Annotated in this window: 13 protein-coding genes; 6 read left to right on the top strand and 7 right to left on the bottom strand. The window is 72.8% G+C overall.

Translation table 11 applies throughout. From position 1 onward, the window contains the following. Positions 1 to 5: 5 nt before the first annotated feature. A complete protein-coding gene (locus LG274_RS02080; protein ID WP_248117045.1) occupies positions 6 to 1604 on the bottom strand; it encodes an ABC-F family ATP-binding cassette domain-containing protein in 1599 nt (532 codons plus the stop codon). A 119-nt stretch (positions 1605 to 1723) separates the two neighbouring features. On the opposite strand from LG274_RS02080, the gene LG274_RS02075 reads away from it, so the two are divergent. Beyond that, positions 1724 to 2665, top strand: a complete 942-nt coding sequence (locus LG274_RS02075; protein ID WP_404465088.1) for a neutral zinc metallopeptidase — start codon at positions 1724 to 1726, stop codon at positions 2663 to 2665. A gap of 91 nt (positions 2666 to 2756) precedes the next feature. Here the strand turns inward: LG274_RS02075 and LG274_RS02070 are convergent, their stop codons facing one another. From LG274_RS02070 to LG274_RS02050, 5 genes are all read right to left on the bottom strand, one after another. Continuing rightward, positions 2757 to 3083, bottom strand: coding sequence for a metal-sulfur cluster assembly factor (locus LG274_RS02070; protein WP_248117041.1), 327 nt, complete (start codon positions 3081 to 3083; stop codon positions 2757 to 2759). Then, on the bottom strand, positions 3080 to 3847 hold the full coding sequence (gene sufC / locus LG274_RS02065; protein ID WP_248117039.1) for a Fe-S cluster assembly ATPase SufC: 768 nt from the start codon (positions 3845 to 3847) through the stop codon (positions 3080 to 3082). The genes LG274_RS02070 and sufC overlap by 4 nt, the downstream gene beginning before the upstream one ends. 47 nt (positions 3848 to 3894) lie before the next feature. Further along, a complete protein-coding gene (gene sufD, locus LG274_RS02060; protein WP_404465979.1) occupies positions 3895 to 5124 on the bottom strand; it encodes a Fe-S cluster assembly protein SufD in 1230 nt (409 codons plus the stop codon). Positions 5125 to 5136: 12 nt separating this feature from the next. Next, a complete protein-coding gene (sufB, locus tag LG274_RS02055) occupies positions 5137 to 6609 on the bottom strand; it encodes a Fe-S cluster assembly protein SufB (RefSeq protein WP_248117034.1) in 1473 nt (490 codons plus the stop codon). Between the two features lie 72 nt (positions 6610 to 6681). Further along, positions 6682 to 7386: a helix-turn-helix domain-containing protein gene (locus tag LG274_RS02050; RefSeq protein WP_319074328.1), complete on the bottom strand. Its 705-nt coding sequence runs from the start codon at positions 7384 to 7386 to the stop codon at positions 6682 to 6684. A 140-nt stretch (positions 7387 to 7526) separates the two neighbouring features. Between LG274_RS02050 and LG274_RS02045 the strand changes: the two genes are divergently transcribed. The 3 genes from LG274_RS02045 to LG274_RS02035 all read left to right on the top strand — a co-directional run bounded on the left by LG274_RS02045 (position 7527) and on the right by LG274_RS02035 (position 10258). After that, positions 7527 to 8492, top strand: coding sequence for an ABC transporter ATP-binding protein (locus LG274_RS02045; protein ID WP_298986135.1), 966 nt, complete (start codon positions 7527 to 7529; stop codon positions 8490 to 8492). Next, positions 8489 to 9241, top strand: coding sequence for an ABC transporter permease (locus tag LG274_RS02040; RefSeq protein WP_404465084.1), 753 nt, complete (start codon positions 8489 to 8491; stop codon positions 9239 to 9241). The genes LG274_RS02045 and LG274_RS02040 overlap by 4 nt, the downstream gene beginning before the upstream one ends. 63 nt (positions 9242 to 9304) lie before the next feature. Beyond that, the gene (locus LG274_RS02035; protein ID WP_404465082.1) at positions 9305 to 10258 is read left to right on the top strand and encodes a heme A synthase; all 954 of its coding nucleotides are present in this window, start codon (positions 9305 to 9307) and stop codon (positions 10256 to 10258) included. Between the two features lie 85 nt (positions 10259 to 10343). Here LG274_RS02035 and LG274_RS02030 read toward each other — a convergent pair whose 3' ends face one another. Next, on the bottom strand, positions 10344 to 11330 hold the full coding sequence (locus tag LG274_RS02030) for a heme o synthase (protein WP_366370573.1): 987 nt from the start codon (positions 11328 to 11330) through the stop codon (positions 10344 to 10346). A 330-nt stretch (positions 11331 to 11660) separates the two neighbouring features. Between LG274_RS02030 and tkt the strand changes: the two genes are divergently transcribed. Both tkt and tal read left to right on the top strand, forming a co-directional pair. Next, positions 11661 to 13745 carry a transketolase gene (gene tkt / locus LG274_RS02025; protein ID WP_404465977.1) on the top strand — a complete coding sequence of 695 codons (2085 nt, stop codon included), beginning with the start codon at positions 11661 to 11663 and terminating at the stop codon, positions 13743 to 13745. Between the two features lie 21 nt (positions 13746 to 13766). After that, positions 13767 to 14882, top strand: a complete 1116-nt coding sequence (gene tal, locus LG274_RS02020) for a transaldolase (protein WP_404465080.1) — start codon at positions 13767 to 13769, stop codon at positions 14880 to 14882. The last annotated feature ends 38 nt before the right edge of the window (positions 14883 to 14920 follow it).

Genomic DNA, 14920 nt, shown 5'->3' with positions numbered 1-14920 from the left:
GCCGCTCAGGCCAGGGTGATGAGGTCCAGGTAGTCGTCGTTCCAGAGGTCCTCGACGCCGTCCGGCAGCAGCACCACGCGCTCCGGGGCGAGCGCCTGGACGGCACCCTCGTCGTGGGTCACGAGCACCACGGCGCCCTCGTACCGGCGCAGCGCGTTGAGGATCTCCTCGCGGCTGGCGGGGTCGAGGTTGTTGGTGGGCTCGTCGAGCAGCAGGACGTTGGCGGAGGACGCCACGAGCGTGGCCAGGGCCAGGCGGGTCTTCTCGCCGCCGGAGAGCACCCGCGCGGGCTTGTCCACGTCGTCGCCCTGGAAGAGGAACGAGCCCAGCAGCGTGCGCGCCTGGGTGTCCCCCAGCTGCGGCGCGGCGTGGCGCATGTTGTCGAGCACCGAGGCGTCCTGGTCGAGGGTGTCGTGCTCCTGGGCGAAGTAGCCGAGCTTGAGGCCGTGCCCGGCCTCCACGCCGCCCGTGTCCGGGGTCTCGGCACCGGCCAGCATGCGCAGCAGCGTGGTCTTGCCCGCGCCGTTGTAGCCCAGGATCACCACGCGGGAGCCGCGGTCGATCGCCAGGTCCACGCCCGTGAAGATCTCGAGCGATCCGTAGGACTTGGAGAGGTTCTCCGCGCGCAGCGGCGTCTTGCCCGAGGGCTGCGGCGAGGGGAAGCGGATGGCGGCCACGCGGTCCTGCGCGCGCTCGCCCTCGACGTCCCGCATGAGGCGCTCGGCGCGCTTGATCATGTTCTGCGCGGCCACGGCCTTCGTGGCCTTGGCCCGCATCTTCTCCGCCTGGGAGATCAGCGCGGAGGCCTTCTTCTCCGCGTTGGCGAACTCCCGGCGGCGGCGGGACTCGTCCTGCTGGCGCTGGGCCAGGTAGTTCTTCCAGGACATGTTGTAGACGTCGATCACCTGGCGGTTGGCGTCGAGGTAGAGGACCTTGTTCACGGTCATCTCCATGAGCTCCACATCATGGCTGATCATCAGCAGGCCGCCGGAGTACGTCTTGAGGTATTCGCGCAGCCACACGATCGAGTCATGGTCCAGGTGGTTGGTGGGCTCGTCGAGGAGCATGATGTCCGCGTCCGAGAAGAGGATGCGGGCGAGCTCCACGCGGCGGCGCTGGCCGCCGGAGAGCGTGTGCAGCGGCTGGTCCAGGACGCGGTCCGGCAGGCCCAGATTCGAGGTGATCCGGGCGGCCTCGGACTCGGCCGCGTACCCGCCGCGGGCGGCGAACTCCGCTTCGAGCCGCGAGTACCGGTTCATGGCCCTCTCGCGCTCGGCGTCGTCGTCCGCCGCCATCCCCTCCTCCGCGGCGCGCATGCGGCGGATGGTCTGGTCCAGGTCCCGGGCGGAGAGGATCCGGTCGCGGCCGGACTGGTCCATGTCCTCCACCTTGGGGTCCTGCGGGAGGTAGCCGATCCGACCCGAGCGGGTGACGGTCCCCCCGGCGGGCTGTCCGCCGCCGGCGAGCACCTTCGTGAGGGTGGTCTTGCCGGCGCCGTTGCGCCCCACCAGGCCCACCTTGTCCCCCTTGTCCACGCGGAAGTTCACCTCGTCCATGAGCAGGCGGGCGCCGACGCGCAGTTCGAGATCCGTGACGGTGAGCATGAGGGGGTGGAGCTCCTGGGGGTGTGGGGGCGGCCGCAGCGGACCGGTCGAGGGCGCGCGAAGGGCCGAGGGGCCCGGGGCCGCGCCGCCCCAGTCTAGTCCGTCTAGACTCAGGCCTCATGACCTTCAACTCCAACGTGCAGCTCGACGCGGGCCGCGCCTCCGGCGGCGGCGGGGGCCTCGGCCGGGGCGCCGCGATCGGCGGCGGCGGCGGCCTGCTGGCGCTGCTCCTGGCCATCTTCGCGCCCGGGCTGGCCGACCAGCTCGGCATCGACACCGGCTCGGCCACCTCCGGCCAGGGCCAGTACCAGCAGCAGACCACGGGGGGCACGGACCAGCCGGTCTCCCCGTCGGAGTGCAGCACCGGCGACGACGCGAACCGCAACGTGGACTGCCGCGTGATCGCCACCACCGAGGCCGCCGACCAGTTCTGGGGCGGGTACCTCGGCCGGTACTCCAACATCGACTGGCGCGAGCCGAAGCTCACCCTGTTCTCCGGCCAGGTGAACACCGGCTGCGGCGCCGCGTCCTCGGACACCGGCCCGTTCTACTGCCCCTCCGACGAGTCCATGTACTTCGACACGTCCTTCTTCGGCACCCTCCAGCGCGACTTCGGCGCCGAGGGCGGCCCCCTGGCCGAGGAGTACATCGTCGCGCACGAGTACGGCCACCACGTGCAGAACGTGGTCGGCTACCTGGCGTACTCGCGGGACGGCACGACGGGCGCCACCTCGGGCTCGGTGAAGGCCGAGCTCCAGGCCGACTGCTTCGCCGGCATGTGGGCCGGCCACGGCACGGTGACCACGGACCCGGAGTCCGGGGAGCCGTTCCTGCAGCCCATCTCGGACGCGCAGCTGCGCCAGGCGATCGACGCCGCGGCCTCCGTGGGCGACGATCACATCCAGGAGCAGGCCCGCGGCCGCGTCGACCCGCACAGCTTCACGCACGGCACCTCGGAGCAGCGCATGGGCTGGTTCATGCGCGGCTACCAGAACGGTCGCCAGGCCGAGCCGGACATCCAGCAGTGCAACACGTTCACCGCGAGCACGCTGGACATCTGAGGGCGCTTCCCGCGGTCTCCCCGGAACGACGTCGGGCCCCCACCTCCGCGCGGAGGTGGGGGCCCGACGTCGTTCCGGGACCGGGGCCGGGTCAGATGTTGAAGCCGAGGGCCCGCATCTGGTCCTTGCCGTCCTCGGTGATCCGCTCGGGACCCCACGGCGGCATCCAGACCCAGTTCAGGCGCCACTCGTCCACCATGGTGCCGATGGCGCGCGAGACCTGGTCCTCGATCTCCTCGGTGAGGGGGCACGCGGCGGTGGTCAGGGTCATGTCCACGAGCAGCGCGCCGTCCTCGGCGTAGTGCAGGCCGTAGAGCAGGCCCAGGTCCACCACGTTCACCCCGAGCTCGGGGTCGATGACGTCCTTGAGGGCCTCACGGACGTCCTCCGTGGGCGTCTGCGCGGCGGCCTCGGTCATGCCGAGACCTCTGCGGCCTGCTCGAAGCGGGCGTAGCCCTCGGCCTCGAGCTGCGCGGCGAGCTCGGGGCCGCCCGACTCGGCGATGCGGCCGGCCACCATCACGTGCACGTGCTGGGGCTTGATGTAGTTCAGGATGCGCGTGTAGTGGGTGATGAGCAGCGTGCCCATCTCGTTCGCCTCGGCGGCGCGGTTCACGCCCTCCGAGACGATGCGCAGGGCGTCCACGTCGAGGCCGGAGTCGGTCTCGTCGAGGATCGCGAACTTCGGCTTGAAGAGCTCGAGCTGCATGATCTCGGCGCGCTTCTTCTCGCCGCCCGAGAAGCCCTCGTTGACGTTGCGGTTCATGAACGCCGGGTCCATCTGGAGGGCCTCGAAGGCGCCCTTGACGTCCTTGGTCCACGTGCGCAGCGAGGGCGCCTCCCCGTCCAGCGCGGTCTTGGCGGTGCGCAGGAAGTTGGTCATGGTCACGCCCGGGATCTCCACGGGGTACTGCATGGCCAGGAAGAGACCCGCCTGCGCGCGCTCGTCCACGCCCATCTCCAGGACGTCCTCGCCGTCCAGGGTGATGGACCCGGAGGTCACCTCGTAGCGGGGGTGGCCGGCGATGGTGGAGGCCAGGGTGGACTTGCCGGAGCCGTTGGGGCCCATGATGGCGTGCGTCTCGCCCGTGTTCAGGGTGAGGTTCAGGCCCTTGAGGATCTCCTTGGGGCCGTTGTCGGTCTCGATCTGCACGTGCAGGTCGGTGATCTGCAGAGTTGCCATGTGCGGTTCTCCTTGGAAGAAAAAGGTGGGGTGAGCGGGAGGTGGGCTCAGAGCGCGGCGATGCGCAGCTCGTCCTCCATGACGGTGGTGAGCTCGTCCTCGACGTCGGCGATGCCGATCTTCTGGATGATCTCGTTGAGGAAGCCGCGCACGATCAGGCGGCGCGCCTCCGACTCCGGGATGCCGCGGGCCATGAGGTAGAACAGCTGGGTCTCGTCGAACCGTCCGGTGGCGGACGCATGGCCCGCCCCCTCGATGACGCCGGTCTCGATCTCGAGGTTCGGCACCGAGTCGGCGCGGGCGCCGTCGGTGAGCAGCAGGTTCTGGTTCTTCTCGTACGTGTCCGTGCCCTCGGCCTCCTTGCGGATCAGCACGTCGCCCACCCACACGGTGCGCGCGTCGGCGCCCTGCAGCGCGCCCTTGTAGAGCACGTCCGAGACACAGTTCGGCTGGTTGTGGTCCACGAACAGGCGGCTCTCGAGGTGCTGGCCGGCGTCGGCGAAGTAGAGGCCGTAGAGGCGGGCCTCGCCGCGCTCGGCGGAGAAGCGCGCGGTCGGGGTGAGGCGCACCAGCGAGCCGCCGTGGGAGACGGTCACGTGCGTGAGGTGCGCGCCCGTGGCCACGGAGGCCTGCTGCGCCGACACGTGCACGGCGCCCTCGTCCCACGCCTGCAGGGAGACTGCGTTGAGGCGGGCGTCCCGGCGGACGTCGAACTCGACGTTCTGGGCCAGCACGGCGGAGCCGCGGTGGCGGATCACGACGTCGGCCTGGGCGTTCTCCTCGACGATGACCGTCAGGTGCGCGGCGGCGGCCTGGGGGCCTGCGCCGGTCACCTCGATCCGGATCGGCTCGGCGACCTCGGCTCCCGCCGCGACCGTCACGACGACGGCCTCGGAGGTCGAGGCCCACGCCGCGGCGGAGACGCGGTCGTCCGGCGTCAGCACGGAGCCGACGCGCGCGTCCTCGCGCGAGACGGTCTCCACGGAGACGCCCTCGTGCTCGGACACGGTCACGGTCGGTGCCGCGCCGGTGAGCCGCGCGTCGTCGCCGCCGGGCAGGTGCAGCCCGCCCAGGCGCTTGAGCGGGGTGAACCGCCAGTCCTCCTCGCGCCCGGTGAGCACCGGGAAGTCGGCGAGCTCGTACGAGCTCACGCGGTCCGCGCGGGAGCCTCCGGTGCGGCGCGGCTGCGCCGCGGCCTTCGGGGCCTCCTGGGTGACGGCGAGCTTCTCGCCCTCCTCCCCCATGCCCGGAATGAGATTGCGCTCGGTCACATCCATGGTCTCGGCCACTCAGCCCACCGACCCTTCCATCTGCAGTTCGATCAGCTTGTTCAGCTCGAGGGCGTACTCCATCGGCAGCTCGCGCGCGATCGGCTCGATGAAGCCGCGCACGATCATCGCCATGGCCTCGCTCTCGGAGAGGCCGCGGCTCTGGAGGTAGAAGAGCTGCTCCTCCGAGACGCGGGACACCGTGGCCTCGTGGCCGAGGGTCACGTCGTCCTCGCGGATGTCGATGTACGGGTAGGTGTCCGAGCGGGAGACCGTGTCCACGAGCAGCGCGTCGCACACCACCGAGTTCGCGGCGCCCTTGGCGCCCTCGTCCACCTGCACGAGCCCGCGGTAGGCGGCCCGGCCGCCGTTGCGGGCGATCGACTTCGAGACGATCGAGCTGGAGGTGTTGGGGGCCATGTGCACCATCTTCGAGCCCGTGTCCTGGTGCTGGTCGGCGCCGGCGAAGGCCACGGAGAGCGTCTCGCCGGTGGCGTGCTCACCCGTGAGGTACACCGCGGGGTACTTCATGGTGACCTTCGAGCCGATGTTGCCGTCGACCCACTCCATCGTTCCGCCGGCCTCGACCACGGCACGCTTGGTCACCAGGTTGTACACGTTGGTGGACCAGTTCTGGATGGTGGTGTAGCGCACGCGGGCGTTCTTCTTCACCACGATCTCCACCACGGCGGAGTGCAGGGAGTCCGACTTGTACATCGGGGCGGTGCAGCCCTCGATGTAGTGCACGTAGGAGTCCTCGTCCGCGATGATCAGCGTGCGCTCGAACTGGCCCATGTTCTCCGTGTTGATGCGGAAGTAGGCCTGCAGCGGGATGTCCACGTGCACGCCCTTGGGCACGTACACGAAGGAGCCGCCGGACCACACGGACGTGTTCAGGGAGGCGAACTTGTTGTCGCCCACCGGGATCACGGTGCCGAAGTACTCCTCGAACACCTCCGGGTGCTCCTTGAGGGCCGTGTCGGTGTCGAGGAACAGCACGCCCTGGGCCTCGAGGTCCTCGCGGATCTGGTGGTAGACGACCTCGGACTCGTACTGGGCGGCGACGCCCGCCACGAGGCGGTCGCGCTCCGCCTCGGGGATGCCGAGGCGCTCGTACGTGTTGCGGATGTCCTCGGGCAGGTCCTCCCAGGACTTCGCCTGGCCCTCGGTGGAGCGCACGAAGTACTTGATGTTGTCGAAGTCGATGCCGGTGAGGTCCGGGCCCCACGCGGGCATCGGCTTGCGCTCGAAGTACTTCAGGCCCTTGAGGCGCAGGTCGAGCATCCACTGCGGCTCGGACTTCTTGGCGGAGATGTCGCGCACGACGTCTTCGTTCAGGCCGCGCACGGCCTTCTCGCCGGCCGCGTCGGAGTCGGCCCAGCCGTACTGGTAGGCGCCGATGGCGTTCAACTCGGGGTTCTTCTCGAGGATCTCGGCGATCACGCCGGGATCGGCGGTCTCCGTGGTCTCCCGCTGGACGATCTGGTCTGTCATCTCAGCCTCTCTCGTTGCGGTGTTCGGGGTGGTCGGACGGTCGGGTGGTCTTCTCGGGGCCGGCGGGCGGCCTCACGTGCGGCCCAGGGGCACGTGCGTGGTGCACACGTGCCCGCCGGTGGCGAGGGTGGAGAGCCGGCGCACGTCGACGCCGAGCAGGCGCGCGAACAGGGCGGCCTCCTCCTCGCAGAACTCCGGGTAGCGGGCCGGCAGGCCCTGCAGGGGGCAGTGGCCCTGGCACACCTGGTCGGCCCGCAGGGTGGGGGCCAGCCCCTCGCCCAGGTGGCGCAGCGTGCCGGCGAATCCGGCGGCGTCGAGCACCCTGGCGAGCACGGCGGTCCGCTCCTCCAGCGGCAGGTCCACGCCGGCGACGGCGGCGTCGAACCTCCGCTCGACGTCGCGGAAGGCCCCGCGCGCGAGGCGGCGGACCTCGCCCTCGCCGCCGAGCTCCGCGAGGCGGTCGATCGCGTCGACGGCGACCGAGAGGTGGTCGTCGCCGAGACGGCGCTGGGCGTGCTGCGTCACCACGTACCGGCGGGAGGGGCGGCCCGCTCCGCGGGCGGCGCTGACGAGCTTCACGGCCACGAGGGACTCCTCCTCGAGGGCGTCGAGGTGGCGGCGCACGGCCGCGGCGGTGAGCTCCAGCTCCCGGCCGATCTCGGCCGCGCTCACCGGCCCGCGCGTGAGGACCAGCTGCAGGACGCGCTCGCGCGTGCCCTCGGCGGGTGCCGGGGCGGGCGCGGCGTCATGCGCGGGGACGGGCCGTTCGGAATACACCAGTCCATGATGACGTAATGATCTGGAACCGTTCAAGTGAGGGGGCCCTTCGTCCGCTCTCGGCACCGGTGTCCCGCGTCACCCGGGACGCCCCGCCCGCGGCACCGGGCACCGCCGGCCCGCCCGACTAGACTGGACCGGTGCCCCCCACCTCCCCCGACAACGCCCACACCGACGCACCCGTGCCGGCGCTGAGCCTGCGGGACGCCCACCGGAGCCTGGGCCGCGGGCGCGCCCGCACGCCCGTGCTGCGCGGGGTAGACCTCACCGCCCGCGCCGGGGCCGTGACCGTCCTGCTCGGCCCCAACGGCGCGGGCAAGTCCACGACGCTGGGCCTGTGCCACGGCACGGACCGTCCGGACGCCGGCACGGTCCGCGTCTTCGGGCGCGACCCCTGGCGCGCATCCGCGGACCTGCGCGCCCGCATCGGCGTCATGTGGCAGGAGGGCGGGCTGCCGCCCTCGGTGACGGCGCGCCGGTTCGTCACGCACGTGGCCTCGCTCTACCGCTGCCCCGAGGACCCGGAGGAGCTGCTCGAGCGCCTGCTGATCGCGAAGGTCGCCGGCCGCTCCCTGCGCCGCCTCTCCGGCGGCCAGCGCCAGCGCGTCGCGCTCGCCGCGGCCCTCGTCGGCCGCCCGGACATGCTCTTCCTGGACGAGCCGACGGCCGGGCTGGACCCGGAGACCCGTCCCGTCGTCCACGAGGTCATCCGCGAGCAGACCGCGCGCGGCGCCGCGGTGCTGCTGACCACCCACCTACTCGACGACGCCGAGCGCCTCGCCGACGACGTGGCGATCCTCCGGGCCGGACGCGTGGTGCGCGCCGGCTCCCTCGCCGAGCTGACCCGCGTGGAGGCCGGCGACGTCGTGGACGTGGAGTTCGCGCAGGCGCGGCCCGCCGACGTGCGCGCGTGGTCCGCGGCCCTGCGCGCCCCCTTCACCGCCCGCCCGCTGCCCGACTCCCCCAGCGTCCGGGTCACGGGCGTGCGCACCCCCGCCGACCTCGAGGCCCTCGCCGGCACGTGGCGGGCCCACGGCCTGCTGCCCACGCGCTGGGACCGGGCGAGCCTGCGCCTCGAGCACATCCTCCAGGAGAGCGCCGCATGAGCACCCCCACCGCCGCCCCCCACGCCGGAGCCGCCCCCCTGGGCTCCCGCGTGGCGCGCCAGGCCGCCTACGAGACCGGCACGGCCCTGCGCAACGGCGAGCAGCTGATGGTCACCCTGATCCTGCCGCTGCTCGCGCTGATCGGCGTGCACGCCACCGGTCTGCTGGACGCGCCCTCCCGCTCCGGCCTGGACGTGGCCGTCCCCGGCGTCCTCGCGCTGGCCGTCATCAGCTCGGCCTTCACGGCGACCGCGATCTCCACGGGCTTCGAGCGCCGCTACGACGTGCTCGCCGCGCTCGCCACGACGCCGCTCGGCACGCTCGGGCTGGTCGCCGGCAAGGCCGCGTCCGTCGCCGTCCTGCTCGTGGTCCAGACCGCGGTGATCGGCGGCGTCGGCCTCGCGCTGGGCTGGCGGCCGGACCCGGCGGGGATCCTGCCCGCCGCCGTCGCCCTCGTGCTGGGCGCGGCGGCGTTCACCGCCCTCGGCCTGCTCCTGGCGGGCACGGCGCGCCCCGAGGCGACCCTCGCCGCCGCCAACCTGCTGTGGGTGCTGTTCGGCGCGGTCGGCGGCACCGTGTTCCCGCCGCGGTGGGGCTGGCTCGAGCTCCTGCCCTCGGGCGCCCTCGGCGCGGCCCTGCGCGGCGCCCTGCTCGACGGCACGTGGGAGCCGCTGCCCCTCGTCGTCCTCGTGGCGTGGACCGCGGCGGCCGTGCTGGCCGCCCTGCGCTGGTTCCGCTGGCGCCCCTGACGGCCCGGCACCGCCCTCCCTGCTCCCCCGACCCACCCTCGACCCCGCAAAGGACCGGTTCTCGTGACCGCTTCATCCTCCTCCCACCGCGCCGCCGGCGCGGCGGACCCCTCCCGCATCACCGCCACCACCGTGGCCCTCGCCCTCGCCTCCCTCATCTCCCAGATGGTCATCGTGGTGACGGGCGGGGCCGTCCGGCTCACCGGCTCCGGACTGGGCTGCCCCACGTGGCCGACGTGCACGCCCGAATCCCTCACCACCACGCCGGAGATGGGCATCCACGGCATCATCGAGTTCGGCAACCGGACCCTCACGGGCGTCCTGGGGGTCATCGCCCTGCTCATGATCGTGCAGCTCTGGCCCCTCCGCCGCACGCACCGCACGTCGTTCCTGCTCGCGTGCCTGCTCCTGGCGGGCATCGCGCTCCAGGCCGTCATCGGGGGCATCACCGTGTGGATGCACCTGGACCCCCGGATCGTGGGCGTCCACTTCGTCATCTCCGGGGTGCTCATCGCCCTCGCGGCCATGCTGTGGCTGCGGGTGCGGGAGGCGCACCGCCACGGCGCGGGCGCACCCCTCGTGGACGGCGTCACCACCCCCGGCACGCGCCTGGCCGCCCGGGTCGCGTACGCCGCCCTCTGGGCCGCCCTCGTCCTGGGCACCCTCGTGACCGGCACCGGTCCGCACTCCGGCGACCCGGCGGCGGCCCGGCACGGCTTCGACGCCGTCATGATCACCCGCCTGCACGTCGTGCCGGTCTACCTCACGGTCATCGCGACGGTGGTGCTGCTGGTGCTCATCCACCGCACGCTCGGCTCCGGCGCGGGCCAGCGGTCCTCGGCCTGGTTCCTGCTGGCGGCCGTCGTCCTCCAGGGGATCCTCGGCTACTGGCAGCACGTCGCGGGGCTGCCCATCGGGGTCGTGGCGGCCCACCTGGCCGGCGCCACGATCGCCGTCGTCGCCGGCACCCTGGCGTGGCAGCGCCAGACCAGCGGACACGTCACGCCGGGGCACTGAAAACCCGCGCCGGAGACGCAGAACGGCCCCGCATCCTCCGGCCGGAGGATGCGGGGCCGTCGTCGTGACGGGGCCGAGGGCCGGTTCAGGCGCCGAAGCGCATGAGCGGCACGCCCACGAACGGGTCGATGGCCAGAGCCACGAACAGCAGCGTCAGGTACGTGATGGAGAGGTGGAAGACCTTCATGGCCTTGCGGTCGTCGAAGTCCTCGCGCTGCGCGCGGCGCTGGAGGACGTGGGCCTCCCACACGAACCAGCCGCCGACGCCGAGCGCCACGGCCGTGTACACGATGCCGGCCCAGCCCATGGGCACCAGCAGCAGCGAGCACACCACGGTGGCCCACGCGTAGAGCACCACCTGGTTGGACACGAGACGCGCGGAGGCGACGGCCCCGAGCATGGGGACGTCCGCCTCCTGGTAGTCCCGCTTGTACTTCATGGACAGGGGCCAGTAGTGCGGCGGGGTCCACAGGAAGATGACGGTGAAGAGCACGAGGGCGGGCCACTCGACCGTGCCGCGGACCGCGGCCCAGCCGATCAGCACGGGGAAGCAGCCGGCGATCCCGCCCCACACGATGTTCTGCTCCGTGCGGCGCTTGAGGATCAGCGTGTAGACCACCACGTAGAAGAAGATGGCGGCCACGCCCAGGCCCGCCGCGAGCCAGTTGGCGCCGAAGCCGAGGACCAGCACGGAGAGGACAGCGAGGGTCCACGAGAACACCAGGGCCTCCCGCGGGGTGAGCTCGCCCGTGACGAGGGGCCGGCGCTCGGTGCGCTTCATGATCCGGTCGATGTCCCGGTCGATGTAGCAGTTGAACGCGCCGGAGGCGCCGGCCGCCATGGCACCGCCCACGAGGGTGGCGATCATGGTGGTGAGGTCCGGGAATCCGCGCTGGGCGAAGATCATGGTGGGGAGCGTGGTCACCAGCAGGAGCTCGATCACCTGGGGCTTGGTGAGCTCCAGGTAGGCGCGCAGCTTCCGGCCCAGGGGGACCGGCGGCCGCTCGGGCGCGGGGGCCGACCGGACGTCGGCGGCGGGTGCTGGGGAGTGCGACTCCACGGAGGATGACATCTGCTTCTCACGGTGAGGGGACGGGGTCAGGCCGGGGGCGGGGCGCGGGGAAACCTCCACGCCCTGCACGGGGCCCTGCTCCATCCTACCCGCGGGCCCCGCGGCGCGCCCGGGGAGGCGGGCGTCACTCCGGGACCGGCCGGGGGTCCGCGGGCTAGGCTGGCGGGGACGCCGCCCTTCGGGAGCGACCCCGACGGCGCGCCCCGATGTCCCCCACATGCCAGGAGCAGTCCCGTGACCGACGCCCCGTCCCCCGCCGCCGGGCCCATCCCCGCCCTGGACCGCGTGCCGCCCGCGCGGGAGTTCGTGTACGACGACGCCGACCGCCGCATGGTGGACACGCTCAAGGTCCTCGCCGTGGACGCGGTGGAGCGTGCGGGCCACGGCCACCCCGGCACTGCGATCTCGCTTGCGCCGGTGGCGTGGCAGCTCTTCCAGAACGTCATGCACCTGGACCCGGCCGACGACCGCTGGGCCGGCCGAGACCGGTTCATCCTCTCGGCGGGCCACGCCTCCCTCGTCCTCTACCTGCAGCTCTTCGCCGCCGGGTACGGCCTCGAGGTCGAGGACCTCGAGGCCCTGCGCACCCGCGGATCCCTGACCCCCGGCCACCCGGAGTACCGCCACACGCCCGGCGTGGAGATGACGACGGGCCCGCTCGGCCAGGGCCTGGCCTCCGCGGTCGGCTTCGCGTACGACCAGCGGCGGGTGCGCGGCCTGCTGGACCCCGACGCCGCCCCCGGGACCTCGCCCTTCGACCACCACGTCTTCGTGATCGCCTCGGACGGCGACGTCCAGGAGGGCGTGACCGCCGAGGCGTGCTCGCTCGCCGGTCATCAGGAGCTCGGGAACCTCGTGGTCGTCTACGACGCGAACCGCATCTCCATCGAGGACGACACCGACATCGCCTTCACTGAGGACGTCGCCGCCCGCTACGAGGCCTACGGCTGGCACGTGCAGGAGGTCGACTGGACCAACGGCGCCCAGGGGCACGACGTCTCCGAGTACACGGAGGACGTCGAGCGGCTCTACGAGGCCCTCGCCGCGGCGAAGGCCGAGACCGGGCGCCCCTCCCTGATCAAGCTGCGCACCGTGATCGGCTGGCCCTCCCCCACGAAGCAGAACACCGGCGGCATCCACGGCGCGAAGCTCGGCGAGGACGAGGTCCGTGAGCTCAAAGCGCACCTCGGCTTCGACGTCGAGGAGCACTTCGCGGTGGAGCCGGGCCTCCTGGAGCACGCCCGCGCCGTGGGCGAGCGCTCGAAGGCCTACCGCGCGCAGTGGGAGGAGGCCCTCGCCGCGTGGCGGGAGGCGAACCCGGAGCGCGCCCGCCTCTTCGCCCGGCTGACCGCCGGCGATCTGCCCGAGGGCTTCGCCGAGGCGTTCCCCACCTGGGACGCCGATGCAAAAGGCATCGCCACGCGCGCCGCCTCCGGCGAGGTCCTGACCGCCCTCGCCCCCGTGATGCCCGAGCTGTGGGGCGGCTCCGCCGACCTCGCCGGCTCGAACAACACCACCATGAAGGGCGAGCCCTCCTTCGTCCCCGCACGCCGCTCCACGAGCACGTGGCAGGGCGACCCGTACGGCCGCACCCTGCACTTCGGCATCCGCGAGTTCGCGGCGGGCGCGATCGTCAACGGCATCACGATCGGCGGGCTGACCCGTGCGTACGCCGGCACGTTCCTCCAGTTCGCCGACTACCAGCGCGCCGCCGTCCGCCTCGCGGCCCTCATGGGCGTGCCGAGCATCTACGTGTGGACGCACGACTCGGTCGGTCTCGGCGAGGACGGGCCGACCCACCAGCCCGTGGAGCACCTCGCCGCGCTGCGCGCGATCCCGGGCCTCGACGTCGTGCGCCCCGCCGACGCGAACGAGACCGCGTGGGCGTGGCGCACCGTGCTCGAGCGCCGCACGCGCCCCACGGGCCTCGTGCTCACCCGGCAGAACGTCCCCGTGCTCGACCGTGGGGAGGGCGCGCTCGCCGCGGCCTCCGGCACCGCCCGCGGGGCCTATGTGCTCGCGGAGGCGGCCGGCCCGGACGGCTCCCCCGCCGCGCCGCGCGTCCTGCTGATCGCCACCGGCTCCGAGGTGTCGGTGGCGCTGGGCGCGCGGGGCCTGCTGCAGGCCGACGGCGTGCCCACCCGCGTGGTGTCCGCCCCGTGCCTCGAGTGGTTCGCAGAGCAGGACGAGAACTACCGGGCCGAGGTCCTCCCCGACGGCCCGGATGCCCCCGTCCGCGTCTCCGTGGAGGCCGGGATCGCCCAGCCGTGGTTCGAGCACACCGTCACCGCCGGATCCCGCGGGGCCCGCGTGAGCCTCGAGCACTACGGCGAGTCGGCCGACGGGCCCCTCCTCCTCGCCGAGTACGGCTTCACCCCCGAGAACGTCGCGGCCACGGCCCGCGGCCTGCTCTGAACCGAACGAAGGGCGCCTCCCATGACCGAGAAGAACCCCCGCACCGCCGCCCTCGCCGAGGCCGGCGTGTCCCTGTGGCTGGACGACCTCTCCCGCACGCGCCTGGACTCGGGCACGCTCGAGGAGCTGATCGCGACCCGCTCCGTGACCGGCGTGACGACGAACCCCTCCATCTTCGCCCTTGCCCTGAAGGACGCGGACGCCTACGAGGCGCAGCTGGCCGAGCTCGCCGCGGCCGGTGCCACCGTCGACGACGCCGTCACGGCGCTGACGACGACGGACGTGCGCCGCGCGGCAGACGTCCTTGCGCCCGTGCACGAGGCGACGGGTGGAGCGGACGGCTTCGTGTCCATCGAGGTGGACCCCCGCCTCGCGCGGGACACCGACGGGACGATCACGCAGGCCCGCGATCTGGCCGCCGTCGTGGACCGCCCGAACCTCATGGTGAAGATCCCCGCCACGGTGGAGGGCCTGCCGGCCATCTCCGCGGTGCTCGCCGAGGGCATCAGCGTGAACGTGACGCTCATCTTCTCCCTGCCCCGCTACCGCGAGGTGCTCAACGCGTGGCAGTCGGGCCTCGAGCAGGCCCGGGAGAACGGCCACGACCTCTCCCGCATCCACTCCGTGGCCTCCTTCTTCGTCTCCCGCGTGGACACCGAGGTGGACGCGCGCCTGCGCGCGGGCGGCCGTGACGACGCCGACGGCCTGACCGGCAAGGCCGGCCTCGCCAACGCGCGCCTCGCGTACCGGGCCTTCACGCAGGCCCTCGACACCGAGCGGTGGCGTCTCCTCGAGGCCGCCGGCGCCCCCGTGCAGCGCCCCCTGTGGGCGTCCACCGGCATGAAGGACCCCGCCCTGCCGGACACCCTGTACGTCGCCGGCCTCGTGGCCCCCCGCACCGTGAACACCATGCCGGAGAAGACCCTCGAGGCCTTCGCGGACCACGGCGAGGTCACGGGTGACACCGTCACCCGCGCCGACGCCCAGGCCGAGGCCGACCTCGACGCGATCGGCGCCGCGGGCGTCTCCTACACCGAGGTCGTCGAGCAGCTGGAGGCCGAGGGCCTGCAGAAGTTCGAGTCCGCGTGGGCCGAGCTGCTCGACTCCGTGCGCGCCGGCCTCGACGCCCACCGCTGAGCACAGCCCGACCGACCTCCACCGCACCCGGAAGGACC

The organism is Micrococcus antarcticus, from assembly GCF_044872765.1.
GTDB lineage: Bacteria > Actinomycetota > Actinomycetes > Actinomycetales > Micrococcaceae > Micrococcus.
Note: the sequence above shows the minus strand (reverse complement) of the source record. Positions and strands in the feature narration are given on the sequence as shown.

Coding starts and splice junctions, on each gene's coding strand:
- LG274_RS02080 (WP_248117045.1), bottom strand. CDS start 1,604: ATGCTCACCGTCACGGATCTCGAACTGCGCGTCGGCGCCCGCCTGCTC.
- LG274_RS02075 (WP_404465088.1), top strand. CDS start 1,724: ATGACCTTCAACTCCAACGTGCAGCTCGACGCGGGCCGCGCCTCCGGC.
- LG274_RS02070 (WP_248117041.1), bottom strand. CDS start 3,083: ATGACCGAGGCCGCCGCGCAGACGCCCACGGAGGACGTCCGTGAGGCC.
- sufC (WP_248117039.1), bottom strand. CDS start 3,847: ATGGCAACTCTGCAGATCACCGACCTGCACGTGCAGATCGAGACCGAC.
- sufD (WP_404465979.1), bottom strand. CDS start 5,124: ATGGATGTGACCGAGCGCAATCTCATTCCGGGCATGGGGGAGGAGGGC.
- sufB (WP_248117034.1), bottom strand. CDS start 6,609: ATGACAGACCAGATCGTCCAGCGGGAGACCACGGAGACCGCCGATCCC.
- LG274_RS02040 (WP_404465084.1), top strand. CDS start 8,489: ATGAGCACCCCCACCGCCGCCCCCCACGCCGGAGCCGCCCCCCTGGGC.
- LG274_RS02030 (WP_366370573.1), bottom strand. CDS start 11,330: ATGTCATCCTCCGTGGAGTCGCACTCCCCAGCACCCGCCGCCGACGTC.
- tkt (WP_404465977.1), top strand. CDS start 11,661: ATGGTGGACACGCTCAAGGTCCTCGCCGTGGACGCGGTGGAGCGTGCG.
- tal (WP_404465080.1), top strand. CDS start 13,767: ATGACCGAGAAGAACCCCCGCACCGCCGCCCTCGCCGAGGCCGGCGTG.